Genomic DNA, 21198 nt, shown 5'->3' on the forward strand with positions numbered 1-21198 from the left:
GCCGCAAGGCCGGCGGCAGAGCCTTCCGGGCCGGCCGCGGCAGCAGTATCGGCTTCAGTTCCCGCGACCGGTGCGGCTGCGGTATCGGCTGCGGTATCGGCTGCGGTGGGTTCGGTCCAGCCGGTCCTCCACCCCTGTGCCGGGGATGCCTGCCGTGCCGCCTGGGCTTCGTGCCGGGTCCGCTCCACGGCCCCGGCTGCGACGAGCTGCAAGAACTCCACCGTCCGCGAGATTTCCTCGACCTTGCCGGCGAAATCCGCGGCGTCGGGGAAAGCAAACGAGCGGGCGTCGGAGAGAGCGGTTGAGCGCAGCGCTTCCATCGCTGCAAGTGCCTGATCAAGGTCAGGTGCGGGCGACGGCACGGCGGCCGGGCTTTGCTGCCCGGCATGCCAGGCAGGAACGGGCTTGAGGCGGCGGGACAGACGTCCCAAGGACGCGATCCCGACCTCGGGCGGGGCTGCCCGAGGTGCCACGAGTTGACCGATGCCTTCCATGAATAAACCCTGTCACGGGGGTCTGACATTTTTAGCCCCCGCGCTGCCAATCGACGTCGCGAAAAGCGAAACAAGGAAAACAGGTCTCAAAAATCAGGTGCTGAGGTCCCAATGAACCCGGATCGCCTCAGCGATCGGGCCGGTGACGTCGATCTGGAAGGCAACGGGTGCGGTTCCCGTCTCTTCAATGACGGTGTCGTGGTAAACGCGGCCGCATGACGGACACAAGGTGTAGAGGTCCTCATCGTCGGGCCACGGGGCCAGCCCGGCGGGGACCGGCTCGTTTGCTCCGCTGTACACCGGGACGCCTTGTGAATTGGCCTGAATCAATCCCTCTTTGCTGACGGTGTTTCCGCACAGGCAAGTGATCGTCGTGACATCATGACCGATGACATCAGCGAATTCAGTGTCCATTTGAGCTCCCCGGCGTCGGAAGAGACGTTCTGCTTGTAGTTTATGCCTGCCGATCCGCCGGATGTTTGACCCCGGCGACTTTGCTAACGGTTACCGGTTGTTCCCCGAACTCCGGGGCGGGAAGATGTTCCCATGCTGCCTGAGGAGCGTTTTAACGCGCTGGTCGATGCATTCAGGACCAGCCCTGGTGTGAGCGTGCCGGGAGAGCCGGGGGAGCGCGGATTCGGTTCGAACGCGCTGAAGGTACACGGCTCGATTTTTGCGATGATTTCCGGGGGCAGGCTTGTTGTGAAGCTGCCACACCAGCGGGTCGAGACGCTGATCGGAACCGGAGTTGGAGCGCCGTTTGACGCCGGAAAGGGTCGTGCGATGAGGGAGTGGTTCAAGGTCACTGCCGAAGATGAGGAGTCATGGCTTGCCCTGGCACGTGAGGCCTGGGACTTCGTGAGGTCTCAGCGAAGAACTCAGTGAAGGGACGCGATGAAATCCAACGAACTGCTCCTGGATGCCTTTGGCCGGATCCGTGACATAGTGGCCGCCACTCTTGCGGGGGTCGACGACGAGTCCCTGGTCCGTCGGCCCGCCAGCACTGGAAACTCGATTGCGTGGTTGATCTGGAACCTCAGCCGAGTGGAGGACCTGCAGCTCGCCTCCGCCGCCGGCGTCGAGCAGGTGTGGACTTCGCAGGAGTTTGCCGGCCGCTTCAAGCTGCCGCTGCCCGAACGCGACACCGGCTACGGCCACTCGAGCGATAAAGTCGACGCGGTTCAGGCCCCGCCGGAGCTGCTGCTTGAATACTACGACGCCGTCCACCGGCAGACCGTAGCGTTCCTGAAAACTCTCGGCGACGAGGACCTTGATCGCATCGTCGACACCCGCTGGGATCCGCCCGTCACTCTCGGCGTGCGCTTGGTCAGCACTATTGCCGATTGCCTTCAGCACGTGGGGCAGGCCGCCTACGCCAAGGGCTTAGGCGGCCTGTGAGCGCACCGGTCATACAGTCTTCCGGGGTTTGAAGACCAACCCCAGGACGGCTGCCAGCGCGAGTGCGGAGAGGATGGTTGCCGACCAGAACCCGGCCCGTCCGCCGGTCAGGAAATCGCCGGGGATAGCGAAGGCCGCGTAGATCGAAGCCACGATGGCCAGTCCGACGGCGCCGCCCAGCTGCTGCATTGTCTGGAAAAGTCCGGAGGCGGATCCGGCGTGCTCGGGCTCGACGTTGCGTAGCGCGAGCGTCGTGAGCGGCATGAACGTCATGCCGGCGGAGATTCCAGTGCCCAGAAGTGCAAGCAAAACGAGGGCGAACGGGGTGTCCGTGTTCAGTTGCGTCAGCGGCAAGAAGGCAACGACACGAAGGGCGGTGCCGAAGATGACCAGCCGGACGGCCCCGAAGCGCTCGAGTAGCCTCGGGACGATCCGCGACATCGCGAAGATGCTAAGCGGCATCGGCAGGAACGCCAGCCCGGTCACCATTGGCGTGAGGTGCAGATCGTCTTCGAGGTACTGGACCATGAGGAAGAACATCGCCAGCATCCCGCCGTAGGTGGCCGCCATCGCTGCCAGCGCAGCCACGCGGCTCGGGCTGCGCAGCAGTTGCGGACGGAGCAGCGGATGGGCCACCCTCCGTTCGGTGACGGCGAGAACTGCAATGAGCGCGGCACCGACTACCAGCCCGCCGATCGTGCGCGGGCTGGACCAGCCGACGTCGCCCGCTTGAATGAGACCCCACACGATGGCGACGGCGCCGCCCGTGGCGGTCACCGCTCCGAGGATGTCGAAGCGGCCGGGCCGCCGGGGAGTTTCCGCGACGAGGCGCGGCACCGTAATGAGGACCACGACGCCGATCGGCACGTTGATGAACAAGGTCCACCGCCAGCTGGTGGTGTCGGTGAGGAGCCCGCCGAGGATGAGCCCAAGCGCGCCACCCATTGAGGCAATGGCGGAGAACAGGGCGAGCGCCCGGTTCCGCGCGCCGTCGTCCTTTGCGCTGGTGGTGATCAGCGCGAGCACGCTCGGCGCGGCGAAGGCGGCGCCGAGGCCCTGGAGTGCGCGTGCGATGACGAGGAGGAGGGGCGAGGTGGCCAGGCCGCCAAGCAGCGAGAAGAGCGTGAAGGCCGCGACGCCCACAAGGAAGGTGCGACGGCGGCCGACGACGTCTCCGATCCGTCCGCCGAGCAGCAGGAGGCCGCCGAAGGCGACGGCGTAGCCGTTCAGGACCCAGCTGAGCTCGGCCCGGTCGAAGTGGAGGTCGGTGGCGATGTGGGGGAGCGCGACGTTCACGACGGTCGCGTCGAGGACAAGCATGAGTTGGGCCAGCATGACCAGCCAGAGGCCAATGCTGCCGGCGCGGCTGCCGGATCTTGCGATCCCTGCCGGAGCGCGAGTGGCGATTGTGGGTGTCATGGGAGGTGTCCTGTTCTAGCCGAAGGGGCTGACGTACACTAAGAGGAGAGTTACTCCGCTTAGAACTATACGGAGACACTCTCCGTTTTGCAATGGTGAATCGAAAGGTGTTTCTGTGCGCGCTGACGCTCAACGCAACCGCGATCGGATCGTGGAGGTTGCACGTGCGCTCTTCCGTGTCAAAGGCTTCGAAGCCGTTTCGATGGACGAAGTCGCCAAGGCGGCCGAGGTGGGACCAGGCACGCTCTACCGGCACTTCCCGACCAAAGAGTCGCTGTACGACGCGGTCCTCGAGGCGTGGGCAGAGAAGGTCAACACCGCGGTCGACCGGGCCCTCACCCTCGACGCCCCTGCGCGGGAGCGGTTGCTGAATTGGCTGACCGACTATGCGTCGATGCTGACCGAACACAAGGGTGCGGCTGCGCGGATTACCGCAGCGCTGGGCGACGCGGGTTCACCATTTGCAGCAAAGTGCCAGACCTACCTCGGCGCCAATCGGCGCGTCATCGAAGCGTTGGACTCCGCCTTGCGGCCTGGAGTCGATGCAATGCAGATCAGCCGGCTCGTCGGAGGCGTGGCTGCAGTTGTAGATAACAGTGATCTTCCCGCCGATGCAGCAGCATCGATGCTCGCGGTCGTCGCTGACGGACTTATCGCTTCCTGACGAAGGTTTAGAGAGTGCAGGCATAGGGCGGGTTGCAGAGCGGCCGTCGGCGGGGACCGAATCGGCGGATTACCCATCCTCGGGCGGGCCGATTGTGGGTACGGTTGGCTCATGCAGAAAATTTCGATCGAAGCCTTGGCTCGCCAGCAGCTGGCCGCGGCCGTTGCAGCCAGCAATGGTAGGGCCGCTGACACTGTGTACGGAGGGCATGAGAAAGTGCTCCGGCAGACTGTCATGGCTCTCAAGGCCGGCACACGCTTGAGTGATCATCAGAACCCGGGCGACGCCACCGTCTTTGTCCTGCAAGGTTGCCTCCGCCTGCGGTCCGGCGAGAACTCGTGGGAAGGCAATCCAGGAGATCTGCTGATCGTTCCGGACGGCCTGCATAGTCTGGAAGCGGAGGAAGATTCGACATTCCTGTTCACCGTGGCGAAATCCAACAAGAGCCCGAGGCGTGAGACGCCTTGACCGCCTCGGCGGGTAACTTGCGCCGTGGCGCCATCCTCCCTGAACTTTTCTCTTGCCTAGCGCGGCGCTGAGTACTCCAGCATCTGGGCTGTACTCCAAGTGCAATACGCCACTTACTCGCAAAGTCGTTAACCAAGTCCAGTAGGGATCACTCAAGGCTGCCCAGAAGCCCGTCCGTAGGATCCGTAGTGAGCCGAAGATGGCTCACTGCCATTGCTTTTGGGATGCAATGTGCGGCAGTACCAACCCCCGGCAGGGCCCTGAACCATGCCAAGGACGCACATCGTGAAAACTGCAAAAATCATGGCCGTCGCTTGCCTTTTGTTTGCTTGGACAGCCACACCAACCTCCCCGGCGAATGCCGCACCCATGGAGGCTTCGGGCATTGCCTTGGGCAGCGACATTTCCTGGCCCCAATGCGGTGGCGGACTTCCTTCCGGCCAAGCGTTCGCGATCGTCGGCGTGAACGGCGGCCGTCCGGGCACCCCGAATCCCTGTTTCGCCGAGCAGCTGGGCTGGGCCAGCGGCTCGGTGGGCGGGACAAGCCAACCCGCAGCCGCCGTGTACGTCAACACCGCCAATCCCGCGGGGTATGGCGGGTGGTGGCCCGGATCCGATGCGGAGGTGGGCCTGAGCGGTCGCAACCCTTATGGTAGCTGCGACGGGTCAGCTTCGGCGGCGTGCGCCTACCTCTATGGTTACGGAATGGCCTTCGACGCCGTCACCCGGTACGGGGTGCCCGATCCCGCCAAGCGCCTGTGGTGGCTGGACGTGGAGACCGGGAATGCGTGGTCTTCGGACACTGTGGCCAACGCCGCCGACATTGAGGGAATGGCCGCATTTCTTCAAAGCATCGGCGCCCCGGTTGGCATTTATTCAACGTCGTACCAGTTCGGACTCATCGCCGGTCAGCTTCATCCCGACAGCAATCTGAACGGGCTTAAGAGTTGGCTTGCCGGAGCAACGTCACCGGAGACCGCAGTGGAACTCTGCTCGGCCCCGCCACTTACCGCGGGCGGTGTGGTTGTACTCACCCAATTCACCACGGACTTCGACTACAACTACTCCTGCCTTCCGCCCGCACCGCCACCACCGCCGGCACCTGCTCCGGTAGTGGCCCCACCGAAGCCCCCAGTCCCGACGCTGACTACCGACGCCACCGGGAAGCGGAAGCCGGTGCTGTCGATACCGCAGAACTGACGGGCTCCTCGCTGAGGTTCCCGGGCTTCAGGGGAGCAAGTTCAAGGAAAAGTCGACAATCTTTGGCTTCATCGGGTTCTTTTTCCTGGGCATCGTCTTCGGCCCCCTGGCGATTTCCAATGCAAGGAAGGCCGAAGCCCTGCACCATTCGGCAACCTTGGGGAAGGTCCTTGGCTGGGTCGACACGATCGCTTCCGCATTGGGGCTTCTTGTCTTCCTTCTCCTTGTCCTTCCGGCGGCGTTCGGCGGCGGGCACTAACGCGGCGGCCCTGACGGTTCCCTGCAGAGGTTCGTGACGCGTCGTTTCGTGACCTCAGGCAACGATGGACCAGACTTAGGGACGTGACCAACAAACCCCGCCCCGGCCTAGCGATCGCTGCACTGAGTCTCGGGACGGCGCTGAATCCGCTGAACTCATCGATGATCGCGGTCGCGCTCGTGGTTCTGCGCCAGGACTTTGCGCTCGACGTCGCCACGGTCACCTGGGTGATCACGTCCTTCTACCTCGCCTCGGCCGCTGGCCAGCCGCTCATGGGCCGGCTGGCGGACCGTTTCGGTCCGCGGAGATTGTTCACCTTCGGCATGGCGGTGGTCGCCATTGCCTGCGCGCTGGCGCCGTTCTCGCCGAACTTCGCACTGGTCTGCGTGGCCCGCGCGCTCATGGCTGTGGGGACCGCGACGGCGTACCCGTGCGCCGTCGTCATGGTCTCGACGCTCAGCCGGCAGGCCAACATTAGCTCCACCCGACCCCTGGGGCGCATCCAGATGGCGAACACCTCGGCCGCTGCGGTGGGGCCCGTCGTCGGCGGCCTTCTGGTGAGCCTGGTCGGCTGGCAGGCGCTGTTCGCGATCAACGTGCCGATCTCGCTTCTGGCCCTGATTGTGGTGCAGCGGGTGGCACCGCCCGACGTCGGACGCGAAAGCGGCAAGCTCTCAGCCCTCCTGCGCGATTCCGACATTCCGGGCATCCTGGCGTTCATCGCTTCGCTGACGCTGGCGATGATGGCGCTGCTCAACGTCATGCCGGCCTACCGCTGGTGGTTCATCGCCGTCGCTGTCGTCCTGGCCGGGCTATTCGCATGGCGCGAGTTCCGGTTCAGTCCACCGTTCCTGGACTTGCGGCTGCTCGGCCGGAACCGGCCGCTGCTGCTGTTGTACTTGGGTTTCGCGGTGTTCAGCGCGGTCTATTATTTTGCCTTCTTTGGGCTTCCGCAGTTGCTGCAGCAGGCGGGAAAGTACGACGCCGGCGTGGTCGGCCTGCTGATGCTTCCCCTTGCTGCCATGTCGGTTTTAATGACGCCGGTGACGGTGCGGTTCATTGAGCGGTTCGGCGTGCGGTCCGTGATGATCGTCGGGGTCTTGCTTTTGGCTCTGGCTTCCGGCGCGCTTGGGGCGCTGACACTGTCCTTCTGGCCGCCGCTCGTGCTGCTGCTGACGGCGCTTATGGGTGTCCCGTATGGCGTGGTCAGTACCGCATCGAACCAGGGCTTGTACGTGTCAGCGCGGCCGGAAGATAGGGGAGTGGCCGCCGGGATTTTTCAGACGTGCAGATACCTCGGGGCCATCACGGCGACGGTTCTCATTGGTGTGCTGTACCGGCCCGGTGTCAACCAAGTGAACTGGGGGCTCATGGTGTTGGTGATGCTGGGGCTGAGCGCGGTGGTGTTTGTGTTGGCGCTGGCTTGGCGGAAGCCGGGTGTCGTGGCTTAGGTCCACCTTCACCACTCATTTTCAGTGCAATTCCCACTCAATGATCATTTTTGGCCGTAGCGTCGGATGTGTTGTCAGGCTAGCGCTTCGGGGCGCCCTCCTCAGATTTGAAGGGCGGCTAAGCTCACACTTCAGACCTGGGGTGTCTGCGTTAGGAGTTCGGAAGTGTTCGAATCAGCCGCGGTCGTTGACATTGTCCAGAGGCGGACTCAGCGGCCGCTGGTGGTGACGATGGACGGCGCACCCCTGGGCTCAGGGGCTTCCGTGTTCACGCCTGCCCGATGGCCGGAGGCAACGATACGCCTCGGTCCTCTTGATTACGATCAGGTCAACAAACTCCTGGCTCAGACGCTTGGGTCGCCGCCGGAGGTGGATTTGACCACCGCCGTGCTCATGAAATCCGGAGGCGGTGCCGTCCGTGACCGGGACCACCAACTGCTGAAGATTCTCCTGGACCAATACGAAGCCGACTCCGACCTTCCCGCGATCACCAGGCTCCTGAAAAGCACATTAAGGCGCTTTCTCCACAAACGACACCGTGGTTTGGCCAAGACCCTGCATCAGATCATCTCGGCTTTCGAAAACCGTTTCCCGCCACAAGGGGTACAACTGACCCTCGACACCGGAAATCACCCCCAGGGCCTGACCGCCCGGGAAAGAGAAATCGCCATCCTGGCCGGCAGCCAACGCACCCCCGAAATCGCTGCCCTCCTGGGGATCAGCCCCCGGACCGTGGAAAACCACATCTCCAGGGCCCGTGGCAAGACCGGAACCACCACGCGCCAGTCCCTTTATGAGCACGCTCGGAACTCCCAAACAATTGACGGATAATTGGACGCCGCCACGGTGAGTGAGTGGTGAATACTCGAAATTGAGTATGCAAAGACCTCAAATTGAGTGGTGCCAAAGTCGGAATTGAGTAGTATCGAAGCCTGCACGGATGCATCAATCAATTCTGGTTTTGACCTTAACATTAAAGTCTTCCGCCAGCTATTGACCTTTATATTGATTGCAAATACTGTTGACGAACAAGTTTCGGCTTACCTTTCGCGGATCCGTTATCGTCCTGGCACCTTCAATGCCGGTCGCTGGTCGCCCTGGGTTTACCTTCCTGATTCCGTACATCCTCCGAAGTAGAGGTCGCTCCGTGCTATGAGAAATAGAGCCACAAGCGGCGGTCAGCTTCTACTTCCTGTCCAAGACGGAAGCTTGGTCGAAGTGCGCGGTCGCCTGTTCACGGGAGCCGACGGACATGCTTATATACGGCCGAGAATGCACCCTGATGAACCGCGGATCGGTTTGCACGAGCAAGCTCAAATGGATACAACGACAAGCCGAATCAGGGTCACAGGCCCTGAAACTGGTGCGCCGCGGCTTGGCAACCTAGAGGGTTCCTGGCACACAATTCGTGGCACTTTAAGGGGGATGAGCATCGAAGTTGACGCTGTGCTCGATGCCCCTGCGCAATGGCTGGACTCGTGGGAGGAAGCCGACCCAAGATACGCAGAGGCGAATCCTGATGCTCCGTCGGAGTGGTTCCTTAGTCCCGACCGCCAGGCGCTTCTGGAAGGAATCTTTGCCAGCTTTGAAGAGCAACAGGACTTCTATCCTCATATTTCGTCCGGACTCAACGGCACTTACGAAGGTACCTTCCGCGTCAGCCTGTACATGCTGGCGGTCAACGAAGGTTTCGCATCGTGGGCAGGCAGCTACAGTTCCGACGATCTCCTTGTTCGATCGTTCGTGAGGGCGCTGTAGCTTTGGGGGTTGTTATGCGTTGGAGAAGCACCGCCGGCGTAGCCTCTGCGATGCTTCTCTCCGGAGCGGCGTTGACTGCCTGCGACGGAGGCGTCCAACATTATGCCGGCCCGGTAAGAGTTACCGATCCGGTCCAGATTACCGAAGCGGCACCGCAAGACGGGGCGCTGTCGTCAGCGGCAAGTCTCATCACCAAGGAGTTGAGCGGCGACCCCAACTTCGGGTCGGTCGCCCTTGAGTAGGGGAAGCTCGTCATCATGTGGCACGGCCCGGAGAACGACCGCATCGCACTCTTGCGCGACCAACTCCCCGGCGTTGACATCTCGATCCGTTCAGCAGCGTGCGTTCCGGGAACTGTCATGGACCGGGCGGGAACCCTTTTGACAGAAGATGCAAGAGTCCGGGTCGTAGGGATGGCCAATGATGGATCCCATGTGGTGGTTACGGTTTCAGAGGGCGCAGACAGCAGTGCCCTGGCTGCGGCCTACGAAGCGCGGCTCGGCTGCCCGGTCCGCCTCGAAACGGGGGGCGTGGTCCCGGCCACGGGGAAGTGACGAGCGCGGACGTATGCCAGCCCTGACCTGTGGCTTTATTGAGCAGCTGGGTGCCCCGAAGTGCTTTTTGGGAGGCTCGCCTTTTAGTTTGGCAGAGCTTGTTGACACCCTCATGAGGCCGGAATATCGTCGGCCGTATCGAGGTTCGTGGTCTCGTTCCAAGTGATTTCGGCGCTGCCTTTGGGGGGAGCTCCGCTAGTCGATTGTGCTAGCGAGGAGAGTCCTCAATGTCTTGGGAAATGTCATGAAAGCCATGCGTGCCACAGCGTTCAGGATGGATCCACGCGAGGCCGGTCTGGTTGCGGTTCTGCTCGTCCTCGCGGCCGTGAGCTGGATCGTTTCTGCCGTGCAAACGGCGGGGATGGACATGGGGCGTTGGACGGATCCGGGACCGCTGGGATTCTTCCTCACCACCTGGGTAGTGATGCTGGCGGCGATGATGTTTCCGTCCGTGGCGCCCATGGTGGTCGCTTACGGCCGGATCACCCACCACCGCCGGGAGACCGGACGCTATGCCCCGCCGGGGTCCACAACCGTGTTCGTAGCGGGCTACCTGATCTCCTGGACGATCTTCGGCCTCGCTGCCTATGCGCTCTACGCAATAGTCGCGTCTGTCATCCCCGGTTTGTTTTCCTCCGATCCGGGCGGTCGCTACTTGGCAGCCGGAGTGATTATTGTGGCGGCCGTCTACCAGCTCACGCCAGCCAAAAACGTCTCCCTGATGAAATGCCGGACGCCGATGGACTTCATTTTGCGCCGCATCCGCTACGGACCTTTTGGTGCTCTGCGTCTCGGACTCGAGCACGGCGCGTGGTGCGTTGCCTGCTGCTGGGCTCTGATGGTGGCACTCTTCGCGCTCGGCGTGATGAGCGTCGGCTGGATGGCTGTGGTGGGGGCGTTCATTGCCTTGGAGAAGATGCTCCCGTGGAGGCGGCTCGCTAACCGATCGGTCGCCGTCGCGCTCGCCCTGATCGCCGTGGCGATCGCCTTTACGCCCGGGATGGCGCCTGGAGTCGGGATGTAGGTGCGGGGGAAATGGGACGGTCTCACTCATAAAGGAGTCGGAAATGACTGATGGTACTGGACTGATCGGGCGTTTTTACAAAGAGATCATTGAGGGTGGAAATCTCGATCTGATTGATGAGCTGGCGGCGGACGACCTGGTCGATCACGAAGAGGCTCTCCCCGGGCAACCGCCTGGGAAGGAAGGCGTTCGGTTCTTCGTCACCGCCATCCGGGCGGCGTTCCAGGACATCAAGGTCAAGACGATGGAGCCGTGGCTGACTGACGGAAACTTGGAGGCGTGCCACGTGATTCTGACTGGGACGCACCGCGGGGACATGGCAGGCGTTCCGGCGTCGGGCAACAGCGTCGAATTCGGCGGGACCGACATCATCCGCGTCGAGGACGGCAAGGTGGCTGAGCACTGGGGATCCACTGACACAATGAGCCTCATGCAGCAGATCGGTGCGATTCCGCAATAGCGTCTCCCGCCCGCGCTCCTAGCTGCGGGCGGGAGGCATTCGCAGGTGAGCCGGGAAGTCTGGTCGGCAGGTCGATAAGTCTGTCCTAGAACCGGAGATCCCCGTGAAAATTCCGAGCGGAGCGTCCACTGGAGGAGGTGGACTGGGAAGCGGCTTGCGCTCCCGCACCGCTCTGTTGCTGGCGTTTGCCTTCGCGGTCATGGCCGACCCTGTCTCCTCCGTCGCGTACGCGATTGAAGCGGCCCTGCGCGCCCTGAACGGGGATCTGGCTTTGCTGGTCCCTGCGATGGTCTTGGTGGTGGCCATCGTCGCGCTGGTCATCGTGAACTACCGCCAACTCGTCGCACGCTACCCGAGAGGCGGCGGGGCGCCCGCCGCGGTGGGTGAAGCCTTCGGAGACGGCTGGTCGTTCATCCCGATCGGCGCGCTGGTAGTGGATTTCGTGCTCACGATCGCGATCAGTGTCTCGGCGGGGTCCTCGGCGGTGATCGCCTATTTCCCCGACCTCGCCCCGTGGCGGTTGGGGTTCGGGCTGGGCTTGGTGGTCCTTGTCGGTGCCGCGACCTGGTTCGGACACCTGGGCCGGCTGGTTTTCGCGGCGATGACTGTGGCCTTCATCGTCGTTTCCGTCGTCGTCCTTCTCTACGGTCTGGGCGCAACACCTAAACCGCTCGGCACGATCACCGGCGATCCACTGCGTCCACCGGTCCTTGCCGTGGTGCTTGCGTTCCCCGTCGCCATGGCCATGGCCACCGGCGTGGAAGCGGCGACCTCGGCGGTTGCCCAGCTCGGTCAGCTCGACAATGACGGGAAGCGCCGTTTCGGGCAGCTCACCCTCTGGCTGACTCTCGCCATCGTCGGCACCATCACGCTGGGCCTCGCCCTGGAGGCCGCGCAGCTGCACGTCGGCATCCCTCCGGAAGACAGCACGCAGATCGCCGAACTCGCCCGGCTCGCTGCCCCGGCGCCCGTGTTCGCGGCGTTCCAGCTCGTGACTGCCCTGCTGCTGCTCTCGGCGGCTTCCTCGGGCTTCCAGGCTGGACCGGGCCTCCTCAAGGCTCTGGCACGCCACATCAACCGCAACGGTGAGACCGTCGGCATCCTTCCTCCCGCCCTGGACCTGACCAACCACCACCACACCCCCTATTGGGGCGTTGCCGTGTTCATCGTCCTGGCCGGAGGCGTGACCGCCATCGCCGGCGGCAACGACCAGGAGCTTGTCCTGTTTTACGCCGTCGCGGTCTTCCTCAGCTTCCTCGGCGGTCTGGTCTCCATGGCACTCTTGGCCCGCAAGGAACGCCAACCGGGGTTCCTCGTCCTCAACACCGCCGGAGCCCTCGTTGTGGCCTTCACTCTCGTTGCCAACCTCTCCCGCGGGTTCCCCATCGTCAGCCTCGCCGCCGCCCTCGCCATCGCAGGCCTCCTCTACCGGGCCTGGACCAAAGCAGGACGCCCCCGCGGCATCCGCAATGCAGCCGCGGAAGCAGAAGTCGTATGACGCGCGCACCGCGCTAGGTGGCGGCCTCGCTCGTGCCGTCCACGACGTCGAACGCCTTGAGTACCGCCGCCGCCTCCGCGAGAAGGGGTTCGCGATCGGCTGGCTGGGCCACGAGCCGGGCCACGTCGCTCATGAGGATCTCGACGTACTGCCGCACGACGGCGTGGTGGGCCGCGTCGCCGAACCACACGAGATCACGGCACGCGCGCAACAGGGCCCTGACGACGCGAGGCTCGTTCGCGCCGTACCGCCGCACCTGTCCGAGGGCCAGATCCATGAGATAGGCGAAATCGCGGGCCGGTACGTGCAGTCTTACCGTGCCCTGCGCGTCCGCGACGGCCTGCGGTCCGTGCTGCCGGAGTGAGAGGGCCGCGAGGATCGAGCTGAGATGGTCCACCGCCTGGTTCGCGGTGTAGGGGTCGTTGATGGCAGGCGAGAGAGCCTTTGACGCGACGTCAGCGAGTTGCCGGATCCCGAAGGCGACGTCCTGCTCAAGGGTCCGCTCGTAACCGATCCGCACGCTCTGGGCGAGCGCCCGGCGTAGTTCAGTGCCGCCGTCAGGCACAAGAGGACGTGCGGCCGCGCCGCTGGTGTCCCACACCCAGGCGAGCGGGGACCCCGCGACGACGTGACGGCCGATCATGGGCACCATCCGGGCAGTGAGGCCCCGGCTCGCGAGCACCGCGACGAACGCCTCGACATGGAAGGCTTGAATATATCCCGACTGCGGAACCAGCAAAGCGGTGGCGCCGGGAGGCGGGTTTGGCATGCGAATTCCGGGATCACCCGGGACGAAGGACCGCTCGATCACCTTGAGCGTGGCCTTCTCGACGCCCTTCATGACTTGGTCCACCTGGATCGAATGGGACAGATGGTGGGCGAAGAAGACGAGCATGACCATGCTCACGAACAGCAGCAGGAGTGCGCCGCTCACAGCGAGGCGAGGATATTCCTGGGTGCGCTGACCGGCGGCGATGCCGACGGTGTAGAGGCCCGCCGTGCTGTATGCGAACGTGGCCACGAAGGCGCTGAGCGTTACCTGGTTGGGGATGTCGCGGAGGAAGTTCCGGAGCAGCCGCGGGCTGAACTGCGTCGACGCGAGCTGCAGTGCCACGACGGTGAGTCCGAGGACGACGGCGATGACCGTGACCATCGTGCTGGCGATCCCGATGAGCAGGTTCCGCGCGTCGTCGGATGTCCCTTGGAAGAGGAGGACGGCGAGGGGAGACGCGGCGTCGAGCTGCACTGCGGAGAGCCCCGCACCCGCGATGATTGCGAGGACGACGGCGCACGTCGGCATCGCCCACAGGGCACTCGCCAGATACTCCCGAACGGCATCACGCCTCACAAGTGTCACTCTCGACTGAGCGTGCTCGCCAGTCAAGTCCCTGTGGACCCGGCTGGAGTCCTTGACTTCAAGTTCGGGCTCAACAAGGGTGGAAGGGATCGATCCAAGCGAAGTTCTTTCGAAACAGGAGATCCACAATGACTCTTCCCACAGGTTTGACTCCAGGCACCTGGTTGCTGGACATGTCCCACAGCGAGATCGGCTTCAGTGTCCGGCACGCCGGCATCAGCAAGATCCGCGGCCGTTTCACCGAGGCGAGTGCCGAGGCCCGCGTGCGCGAGTCCCTGGCCGACGCGTCCCTCCATGCAACCGTCAAGACCGCGAGCTTCGACTCCGGCGATGCCAACCGTGACGGCCACGTCCGTGGCGCCGACTTTTTCGACGTCGAGAAGTTCCCGGAGATGACCTTCCGCGCCACGAGCGTAGAGGGCGACGGCGAGGACTACACTCTCACGGGTGACCTCACCATCCGGGGAATCACCAAGCCGGTGGAGCTGGAAGTTGAGTTCACCGGCGTCGCGGTTGATCCTTTCGGCGCGACCCGCGCCGGCTTCTCTGCCGAAACCGAGATCAGCCGAAAAGATTTCGGACTGACCTGGAACGCAGCTTTGGAAACCGGCGGTTTCCTGGTGAGCGACAAGGTGAAGATCAACCTCGAGGCTGCCCTGGTGAAGCAGGGCGAGCCCGCGGCCGAGTAGTTAAGACGAAGCCCGGCCGCTCCCGACTCAACTCACGGTGTAGGAGTTGAGCGGGCGGCCGGTGCTGCCATACGTAAGATCCAGTACGAGAAGGCCCTTGCGCTCCAGAACGCTGAGGTAGCGTTGGGCCGTCGGGCGGCTGACACCGAGCTGTCCGGCGATCTCAGCAGCGCTGATGGGACCCCCGGCGGCGCGGACGGCGTCGAGCGCTTTCTGCATGGTGGGCTGCAGACGCGGTGCCGGGGCGGCGGTCCTGACCCCGGCCGAGCGCGCGTTGTAGAGGTTGTCAATGGTTGCCTGGTCGGCAGTTGAAGCGGAATCCAGCTCCTGCCGCCAGATCCGGTACGCCTCCAACTGCGTGCGGAGCCGGTCAAAGCTGAAGGGCTTGACGAGGTAGTAGACCGCGCCGCTCGTCATCGCTGACTTGACTGTTTCCAGGTCCTGGGCCGCGGTGATGATGATGCAATCAACCTGGGTTCCTGCCGCATGCAGGGACCGTAGCATCGAGATCCCGTCTTCGTCCGGAAGATGTACATCCAGCAAGAGCAAGTCCGGGTTGAGGCGCTCGATCGCCTCCCGAGCGGCTGTGGCGCTGTACACCTGACCGACGCATTCGAAACCGTCAACCCTCGCCACGCGGGCAGCGTGGATTCCGGCGACACGGAAATCGTCGTCAACCACCAATGTCTTAATCAACGTCTCCTCTCCTGTCCTTGTCCGCGACGGTGCGGGCATTTGCCCAGTTGTTGAAGCGACGGCAGAAAACGCACAAAACGTGCACTTTTGCGGCTAAGGCGCACAACTTACTGAAGACTTCTGGCCCGGATGATCCCTTCCTAAGCTTTACATAGTTTCAGTGATCCACATCACGAATTCGTCGGACTCCCAAGGAAGGGACCCGGGTGACAGCGCAAGCTGCCGCTGGATAAACGAACTCATCCGACCGTCTCGATTCCCTGACGCACCCCAACGCGGTGTCTCGTAATCGGCGGTCACAAGAACGGAAAGACAGAGAGGTCTTAGCGTTATGAATGCTAACCACCCCAACCGGCCGCCCGGGGCCCCCGAGAGGGCTGAGGACGCCGCGGGCATCGACATCGTCGGGTTGACCAAGCGTTACCTCACTCCCAAGAACGAGACATTCACTGCCATCCGCGATGTGACGCTCAGGGTCGAACCCGGCCAGTTCTGCGCAATCGTCGGACCGACGGGCTGCGGCAAGTCCACTACCCTGGCCCAGGTTTCCGGCCTGGAGCGGCCAAGTGCCGGCTCGGTGAGGGTCCACGACCAGCTCGTTGACGGCATCACCAACGGCGTCAGCTACATGTTCCAAGCGGACGCGCTCTTCCCGTGGAAGACCGTTCTCGGAAACGTCTTGATCGGCCCGGTCCTGCTCGGGACACCCAAGAAGGAAGCCACCTTGCTCGCAAGGGACTGGCTGCGCCGCGTGGGCCTGGCAGGCTTCGAGGACCGCTATCCGCACCAGTTGTCCGGCGGCATGCGCAAGCGCGTCGCCATGGCGGCCGCGCTGATCAACAACCCGCGGATCCTCTTGATGGATGAGCCGTTCGGCGCCCTCGACGTGCAGACCAAGGCCATCATGCAGAACGAGTTGCTGCAGCTCTGGGAGGAACTGCGCCCCTCTGTCCTGTTCATCACGCACGACCTCGACGAGGCAGTGGCGCTCGCCGACAAGGTGGTCATCATGACCAGCAGCCCGGGCACGATCAAGGATGTCTTCGACATCGATCTGCCCAGGCCGCGTGGAGATGTCCAGAAGATCCGGCACGAGGAGCGATTCCTGGAGCTGCAGGGCCAGATCTGGGAGTCCCTCAAGGACGAAGTCACCCGCGCCTACAAGCAATCAGCGGGTGCAGCAGCATGACAACCACAACCAGTAGAGGTGCTCCCGTGCAAGAGCAAGAGAAAGCGCAAGCGAGTGAGCTTAAGGTTTCCGCCCGGCGTGCCATGAACCGCCGCACCACGTGGGTTTGGGCCGGCCGTGCCATCCTCGCGGTCATCGTGATCGGTGGCTGGCAGTGGTTCACGACGGAGGGCTGGGTGGATAAGTTCTTCTTCGGCCAGCCGACCGAAATCTGGAACAGCCTGGTAGATCTCTTCACCAAGGGCACGGCATTCGGCACCATCTGGGAGAACCTCTGGGTCACCATGCAGGAAGCGATCTACGGCTTCATGCTCGGAACGCTCGTCGGCGTCGTGCTCGGAATCCTTCTTGGCTCGAACAAGTACCTGTCGGAAGTGGTCGGCCCGTACATCCGGATCGTGAACTCGATCCCCAGAATCGTGCTTGGTTCCATCTTCATCGTGGCGTTCGGCCTCGGCGTCTTCCCGAAGGTGCTGCTCGCAGCGGTCCTGGTCTTCTTCGTAGTCTTCTTCAACGCCTTTCAGGGCGTCCGTGAAGTGGATCAGAACCTGGTTGGAAACGTACGCGTCCTCGGTGCATCGCCGCTTCAGGTAGCGATCCACGTGACAATTCCCTCGGCAATGACCTGGATCATCGCAAGCCTCCACACGGCGTTCGGTTTTGCGATCATCGGTGCGCTTGTTGCTGAAGTGCTCGGCGCCCAGCAGGGAATCGGCCTCATCATCAGCCAGGCACAGGGGACCTTCGATCCCAACACGGTCTTCGCCTGCATGGTGATCATCGCAGTCATCACGCTTGGCGCGGAATACCTCATCGCCTTGCTAGAGCACACGCTGCTCAAGTGGCGGCCACCAAACCGTTCCGAAGCCCAGGCGATCTGACGCTCGCCGTCTCCCATTTCCACTTACCCAACGCTCTAATCCTCACAATAGAAGGAAAAGCACAACCATGATGAAGAACAAGATCTACGCCGTCGGCGCTGCCGGAGTGATCGCACTGAGCCTCGCTGCCTGCGGCACCAGCACCGCAAGCAGCAACGGCACAGCAAGCGGCGGTGCTTCCGCGGACACCGCCTCGATGCCCACCGTGAAGATGATGGTCGGCGGCATCGACAAGCAGATCTACCTGCCGTACCAGCTCGCAGAGCAGCTCGGCTTCTACCAGAAGTACGGCGTCAAGGTGGAGCTCTCCACCGAGTCCCAGGGTGGCGTTGGCGCCGAAGACGCCATGGCATCCGGGCAGGTGGACATGGCCGGTGCATGGTATGTCCACACTGTTGACTTCCAGTCCAAGGGCAAGAACGTCATCAACCTCGTGCAGCTCTCGAGCGCCCCGGGCGAACGCATCATGTGCAGCCCCAAGGCGAACGTGAAAACTGGCGCAGACCTCAAGGGCAAGACCGTCGGCGTCACCGACCTCGGCTCGGGAACCGATGAGCTCACCCAGTTCATCGCTGCGAAGGCTGGCCTCGCGAAGAGCGATTACCACACGATCGCCGTCGGCGCCGGAGCAACCGCAATCGCGGCGATCCAGCGCGGGTCCGCTGACTGCGTCATGACCACCCAGCCGACCGTGGGCGCACTTGAGAACAAGAACCTCGCCGTTTCCGCGATCGACCTCGCCACCTCTGACGGAGCCAAGGCAGCGCTTGGCGGCACCCTGCCGTCGGCCGGCCTTCTCGCCCAGTCGGACTGGGTCAAGACCCACGAGGACGCAGCCCAGAAGGTCGTCAACGCCCTTGTGGACACGATGCACTGGATCAGCACCCACTCCGCGCAGGACATCGCCGATAAGCTGCCCCAGACCTTCGTCCAGAACAGCACCATCTCCAAGGATCAGTACGTCGCCGCGCTGAACCAGGACAAGGGTCAGTTCCTCCCGGACGGCATCATGCCTGCAGGTGGCCCCAAGACGATCTTCGACGAAGAGAAGACGATCGGCGTTGACACCTCCAAGGTCAACATCGCCGACACGTTCACCCAGAAGTACGCCCAGGCCGCTCTCAAGCTTGAGGGCTACACCGCCACCAGCACCCCTGCCGGCAACGACGGCTAATCCCATCTCTCTATAGCTAGCCCCTGTATAGCCAGCTCCCAAACGGTCGGCCTGCGTGGTAATCCACGCAGGCCGATTGTTTGTTTGTGGTGACAGGCGATCATCATCTCGGTTGGGTATCGCGCTTGAACCTTGTTCTGTTGACCGTCCAGACAGTGATCCAGAGCAGAATGACGACGATCAACGTCTCGGTCCCGTTGGGAGCAACGCCGAACAGTATCGAGACAACGTATGGAACGACGAACACAAGTAACCCCGTAGCCACTGCGGCAAATACAACAGCACGACCAGTCATCTTGCAGACCTCCCTAACGGCCGTCGATGCTTCCACGCAGGCCCATTGTTCTGTTTCCGGTACCTGTGGAGGCGTGGAGCTAGAGCCGCCGCGTACTGCTTCGATCCCTCGTTTGCCATTCCTCGGATCTGAAGAACTTTTCTAGCTCCGATCCTGCATTCTCCGAGATACGTGCGTTGTCATCGGTCACGTCAAACAGGGGAAGGTAGCCTTTTAGTTCCGCTATTTCATTCGCTATTACGAGTGCCGACTTATCCTCTGGGGACACTGACTCACCGCTGATTACTCGATCCGCAATGTGTTCGGACCCTGAAACTTGCAGTATGACCATAAGGTCGAAGTTTCTTAGCTCATGCTCATTCCAGATGCTCTTCAGTTGAAGAGGCCCGAAGGTGCTCCTGTCCCCGGCTCTGCTTTCATGGCTCGTCATGGGACCACCGCTAGGAACAGAACCGATTTCCTTACGAGGCGCATGTTCATCTCCATCGGGAAGGTGGGCATTCCAAAACCGGACGAGCGGTCTGTTTAAAGTAGGCCACGACGCTTTGGAAGGTCAACCCTTCGCGGGGACTGTTGGACCTAGGTGTCGATGCTGGCCATGTTGGGGTAGCGCGCTCCTGCAGTCGACCCTGCCGGGGCCAGCTCGTCGAGGCGCTTCAGGTCTTCTTCGGAGACTACGACGGCGGTGGCCCCCAGGTTCTCTGCCAGGCGTTCGCGCTTCTTGGTGCCGGGGATCGGGACGATGTGCTCGCCCTGTGCCAGCAGCCATGCGAGGGCCAGCTGTCCCGGGGTGCATTGCTTCTGATCGGCGAGTTCCTTCACCCGGTCCACGAGTTCCAGGTTGCGCTTGAAGTTGTCGCCTTGGAACCTAGGGGAGTGCCGGCGGAAATCATTCTCGGCGAAGTCTTCCTCGGAGCGAATTTGCCCGGTCAGGAAGCCGCGGCCGAGCGGACTGTAGGGAACGAACCCAATGCCTAGCTCGGCCAAGACCGGGAAGACCTTCGTTTCGGGCTCCCGTTCCCAGAGGGAGTATTCAGTCTGCAAAGCGGTGATGGGATGCACTGCGTGGGCGCGGCGGATGGTGTCCGGTGCGGCCTCGGAGAGTCCCAGGTGCCGGACTTTTCCAGCCTGGACCAGTTCGGCCATGGCGCCGACCGTATCTTCGATGGGGACGGTCTTGTCCACCCGGTGCTGGTAGTACAGGTCGATGTGATCCACGCCGAGGCGTTGCAGGCTGGCGTCGCAGGCGGAGCGAACATATTCGGGCCTGCCGTTGACACCCAGGAAGGAGCCGTCGTCGCGCCGTTCGTTTCCGAACTTCGTGGCCAGCACGACGTCGGAGCGGCGGCCGGCGATGGCCTTGCCCACGAGCTTTTCGTTGGTGAAGGGGCCGTACATGTCGGCGGTGTCCAACAGGCTGCCGCCGGCGTCGAGGAAAGCGTTGATGGTGGCAAGGGATTCGCGGTCGTCCCCTTCGCCATAGAACTCACTCATGCCCATGCAGCCGAGGCCGAGGGCGGAAACGGTCAATGTACCAAGCGTGCGGTTTTCCATGGGGTTCTCTCCTGTAGGTGGCAGAACGTGCTGGATGGCAGGACGGTGCTCAGAGAGGGGTGCGGGTAGGGCCACTATAGGCACGTCGGGGGAGGGCGGACAACGTTGGGGCGGGTTCAAATGGCGGCGATGACGCGGACCACCGAGTCCCTGTTCGCCGGGTACCGTGTTCGTAGTCGACATTCAAGGGGAGACGTTGGGTAACTTCGAGACAACAGTGTTTGCGTCAGGGGCTTGGAAGAGCGGCGAACGCACTGACTGGCAACTCCGGATTTCCGTACACGACAGCAGCTTTGCCACTGTGGAATACCGGCTTGACGGGGTCGATGCGGGTCGCTTCTATCTGGGATTCCAGCCGCGGGACTACTTCGAAGATCCAACGGCCAGCGATCCGGTCGATCTTACTGTTGAGTCGTCCCAGTTTTCTCGCTGGGCTTCGATCGTCCTCGGCACAGAGGTGGACCCCTCAGACTTGCTGTCGATGATGGCCGCCGAGGATATCGCTGAACCGGCCGACGTCTTTGTCGAAGACACGGTGGTTAGGCTCCTGAATCGCCTCCGTATGCCTTTGCCCGCCTGGTTGCAATCTCAAGGATTCATCTCCCAGGATGAACCCGCTAACCTCGATTTTTCATCGGTTGTCTGAACGGTCGTCTGGGTCCTGATTTTTGCTGGGTGGGTGCGTCCGGCTGATCGGGGGCGTGCTGGAGGGCCCG

23 protein-coding genes and 1 pseudogene are annotated in these 21198 nt (G+C 62.8%); 18 read left to right on the forward strand and 6 right to left on the reverse strand.

Annotated features, from left to right (window positions below; all coding sequences use genetic code 11):
• Positions 1–494, reverse strand: a pseudogene (locus ABH924_RS23375) (hypothetical protein); the annotation flags it as partial.
• 93 nt (positions 495–587) lie between these two features.
• Positions 588–908: a hypothetical protein gene (locus ABH924_RS23380; RefSeq protein ID WP_404502709.1), complete on the reverse strand. Its 321-nt coding sequence runs from the start codon at positions 906–908 to the stop codon at positions 588–590.
• A gap of 132 nt (positions 909–1040) precedes the next feature.
• On the opposite strand from ABH924_RS23380, the gene ABH924_RS23385 reads away from it, so the two are divergent.
• Positions 1041–1379, forward strand: coding sequence for a hypothetical protein (locus tag ABH924_RS23385; RefSeq protein WP_404502711.1), 339 nt, complete (start codon positions 1041–1043; stop codon positions 1377–1379).
• Positions 1380–1388: 9 nt separating this feature from the next.
• A complete protein-coding gene (locus tag ABH924_RS23390) occupies positions 1389–1892 on the forward strand; it encodes a DUF664 domain-containing protein (RefSeq protein ID WP_404502712.1) in 504 nt (167 codons plus the stop codon).
• Positions 1893–1901: 9 nt separating this feature from the next.
• On the opposite strand, the gene ABH924_RS23395 is transcribed toward ABH924_RS23390, so the two are convergent.
• On the reverse strand, positions 1902–3311 hold the full coding sequence (locus ABH924_RS23395) for an MFS transporter (protein WP_404502714.1): 1410 nt from the start codon (positions 3309–3311) through the stop codon (positions 1902–1904).
• Between the two features lie 115 nt (positions 3312–3426).
• On the opposite strand from ABH924_RS23395, the gene ABH924_RS23400 reads away from it, so the two are divergent.
• The 11 genes from ABH924_RS23400 to ABH924_RS23450 all read left to right on the forward strand — a co-directional run bounded on the left by ABH924_RS23400 (position 3427) and on the right by ABH924_RS23450 (position 12647).
• The gene (locus ABH924_RS23400) at positions 3427–3975 is read left to right on the forward strand and encodes a TetR/AcrR family transcriptional regulator (protein ID WP_404502716.1); all 549 of its coding nucleotides are present in this window, start codon (positions 3427–3429) and stop codon (positions 3973–3975) included.
• 111 nt (positions 3976–4086) lie between these two features.
• Complete coding sequence (locus ABH924_RS23405) at positions 4087–4443, forward strand: cupin domain-containing protein (RefSeq protein ID WP_404502718.1); 357 nt, start codon at positions 4087–4089, stop codon at positions 4441–4443.
• Positions 4444–4728: 285 nt separating this feature from the next.
• Positions 4729–5643, forward strand: coding sequence for a hypothetical protein (locus tag ABH924_RS23410; RefSeq protein WP_404502720.1), 915 nt, complete (start codon positions 4729–4731; stop codon positions 5641–5643).
• A gap of 342 nt (positions 5644–5985) precedes the next feature.
• Positions 5986–7353 carry an MFS transporter gene (locus ABH924_RS23415; RefSeq protein WP_404502722.1) on the forward strand — a complete coding sequence of 456 codons (1368 nt, stop codon included), beginning with the start codon at positions 5986–5988 and terminating at the stop codon, positions 7351–7353.
• A gap of 165 nt (positions 7354–7518) precedes the next feature.
• Positions 7519–8184 carry a LuxR C-terminal-related transcriptional regulator gene (locus ABH924_RS23420; RefSeq protein ID WP_404502724.1) on the forward strand — a complete coding sequence of 222 codons (666 nt, stop codon included), beginning with the start codon at positions 7519–7521 and terminating at the stop codon, positions 8182–8184.
• Positions 8185–8778: 594 nt separating this feature from the next.
• Positions 8779–9111, forward strand: coding sequence for a hypothetical protein (locus ABH924_RS23425; RefSeq protein WP_404502726.1), 333 nt, complete (start codon positions 8779–8781; stop codon positions 9109–9111).
• A gap of 14 nt (positions 9112–9125) precedes the next feature.
• The gene (locus tag ABH924_RS23430) at positions 9126–9353 is read left to right on the forward strand and encodes a hypothetical protein (protein WP_404502728.1); all 228 of its coding nucleotides are present in this window, start codon (positions 9126–9128) and stop codon (positions 9351–9353) included.
• A gap of 15 nt (positions 9354–9368) precedes the next feature.
• Positions 9369–9665, forward strand: a complete 297-nt coding sequence (locus ABH924_RS23435; RefSeq protein ID WP_404502730.1) for a hypothetical protein — start codon at positions 9369–9371, stop codon at positions 9663–9665.
• A gap of 244 nt (positions 9666–9909) precedes the next feature.
• Positions 9910–10689: a DUF2182 domain-containing protein gene (locus tag ABH924_RS23440; protein ID WP_404502732.1), complete on the forward strand. Its 780-nt coding sequence runs from the start codon at positions 9910–9912 to the stop codon at positions 10687–10689.
• A gap of 43 nt (positions 10690–10732) precedes the next feature.
• Positions 10733–11149, forward strand: a complete 417-nt coding sequence (locus ABH924_RS23445) for an ester cyclase (protein WP_404502734.1) — start codon at positions 10733–10735, stop codon at positions 11147–11149.
• Positions 11150–11252: 103 nt separating this feature from the next.
• Positions 11253–12647: a hypothetical protein gene (locus ABH924_RS23450; RefSeq protein WP_404502736.1), complete on the forward strand. Its 1395-nt coding sequence runs from the start codon at positions 11253–11255 to the stop codon at positions 12645–12647.
• A gap of 13 nt (positions 12648–12660) precedes the next feature.
• Here the strand turns inward: ABH924_RS23450 and ABH924_RS23455 are convergent, their stop codons facing one another.
• Positions 12661–13995 carry a DUF2254 domain-containing protein gene (locus tag ABH924_RS23455; RefSeq protein WP_404502738.1) on the reverse strand — a complete coding sequence of 445 codons (1335 nt, stop codon included), beginning with the start codon at positions 13993–13995 and terminating at the stop codon, positions 12661–12663.
• A 137-nt stretch (positions 13996–14132) separates the two neighbouring features.
• On the opposite strand from ABH924_RS23455, the gene ABH924_RS23460 reads away from it, so the two are divergent.
• Positions 14133–14693, forward strand: a complete 561-nt coding sequence (locus tag ABH924_RS23460; protein ID WP_234751085.1) for a YceI family protein — start codon at positions 14133–14135, stop codon at positions 14691–14693.
• A 27-nt stretch (positions 14694–14720) separates the two neighbouring features.
• Here ABH924_RS23460 and ABH924_RS23465 read toward each other — a convergent pair whose 3' ends face one another.
• Positions 14721–15389 carry a response regulator gene (locus tag ABH924_RS23465; RefSeq protein WP_404502740.1) on the reverse strand — a complete coding sequence of 223 codons (669 nt, stop codon included), beginning with the start codon at positions 15387–15389 and terminating at the stop codon, positions 14721–14723.
• 331 nt (positions 15390–15720) lie between these two features.
• On the opposite strand from ABH924_RS23465, the gene ABH924_RS23470 reads away from it, so the two are divergent.
• The 3 genes from ABH924_RS23470 to ABH924_RS23480 all read left to right on the forward strand — a co-directional run bounded on the left by ABH924_RS23470 (position 15721) and on the right by ABH924_RS23480 (position 18633).
• On the forward strand, positions 15721–16578 hold the full coding sequence (locus ABH924_RS23470) for an ABC transporter ATP-binding protein (protein ID WP_234751087.1): 858 nt from the start codon (positions 15721–15723) through the stop codon (positions 16576–16578).
• A gap of 26 nt (positions 16579–16604) precedes the next feature.
• Complete coding sequence (locus ABH924_RS23475) at positions 16605–17459, forward strand: ABC transporter permease (protein WP_234751088.1); 855 nt, start codon at positions 16605–16607, stop codon at positions 17457–17459.
• A 67-nt stretch (positions 17460–17526) separates the two neighbouring features.
• Entirely contained in the window at positions 17527–18633 is a 1107-nt protein-coding gene (locus ABH924_RS23480) for an ABC transporter substrate-binding protein (protein WP_404502743.1), read from the forward strand.
• An 874-nt stretch (positions 18634–19507) separates the two neighbouring features.
• Here ABH924_RS23480 and ABH924_RS23485 read toward each other — a convergent pair.
• Entirely contained in the window at positions 19508–20482 is a 975-nt protein-coding gene (locus tag ABH924_RS23485; RefSeq protein WP_404502745.1) for an aldo/keto reductase, read from the reverse strand.
• Between the two features lie 196 nt (positions 20483–20678).
• On the opposite strand from ABH924_RS23485, the gene ABH924_RS23490 reads away from it, so the two are divergent.
• On the forward strand, positions 20679–21128 hold the full coding sequence (locus ABH924_RS23490) for a hypothetical protein (RefSeq protein ID WP_404502747.1): 450 nt from the start codon (positions 20679–20681) through the stop codon (positions 21126–21128).
• The last annotated feature ends 70 nt before the right edge of the window (positions 21129–21198 follow it).

The organism is Arthrobacter sp. GAS37, assembly GCF_044908325.1.
GTDB classification, from domain to species: Bacteria; Actinomycetota; Actinomycetes; order Actinomycetales; family Micrococcaceae; genus Arthrobacter; species Arthrobacter ramosus.